Genomic DNA, 679 nt, shown 5'->3' with positions numbered 1-679 from the left:
AAAGAATAGACTGCTATCTCTCGACGGATTTACGGACAGCGAGGGGAATCCTCTGGACTTTATCACTGATGAAGCGGTGGACATTGCAGAAACCGTTGTCAATGCGGTCATGGTGGACAGGCTGAAAGCCGCCCTGCCTTTGCTGTCGGATAGTGAACAGGAGCTGATACAGGCAATCTTTTTTGACGGACTTTCCGAGCGTGAAGTCGGGGCGAGGTTGGGCATAACCCAGAGCGTTGTAAACAAACGCAAAGCCAGAATCCTAATAAAACTAAGAAAGATAATAGAAAATTAAAATTTAAGGCGTTCAGCCCCCTTGTTTTTTCCTTTGGGAAGATGAGGGGGCTTTTCTCTGCCCTCTCAATCAATTCTGATTGGAGGAAGTAAGAATGGCATACAACCACGGACGGGAGGACAGGAAATGGCGTATCTGGAAAGAAGCGGAGGAAAAGCTGCTGCGTGAGTGCGGCGTTGATGAAGCGACCATTGAGCAGATACGCATGGCGGACAGGGCAGACTTCAATTCCAACAGGCGGTTTTACCGATGGACGAATGACGTTGCGGAATATCTTGAGGACATGGCAGGCAGGGAGCGGCAGGCGGAAGTGGGTACGGTTGCGGAGTTACTGGAAGAGATTGAGAGCGAAAATCTCTATCAAGTATTAGTCACGGTGGACGG

At 49.6% G+C, this 679-nt stretch carries 2 protein-coding genes; both read left to right on the top strand.

What is annotated here, in order from left to right; genetic code table 11:
- A partial coding sequence (locus ACTNBR_RS16485) for a sigma-70 family RNA polymerase sigma factor (RefSeq protein WP_441019267.1) occupies window positions 1-295 on the top strand: 295 nt, incomplete at its 5' end.
- Window positions 296-389: 94 nt separating this feature from the next.
- A partial coding sequence (locus ACTNBR_RS16480; RefSeq protein ID WP_441019265.1) for a sigma-70 family RNA polymerase sigma factor occupies window positions 390-679 on the top strand: 290 nt, incomplete at its 3' end.

The sequence above is a fragment of the Bariatricus sp. HCP28S3_F11 genome (genome assembly GCF_052065395.1).
Classification (GTDB): Bacteria; Bacillota; Clostridia; order Lachnospirales; family Lachnospiraceae; genus Allocoprococcus.
Note: the sequence above shows the minus strand (reverse complement) of the source record. Positions and strands in the feature narration are given on the sequence as shown.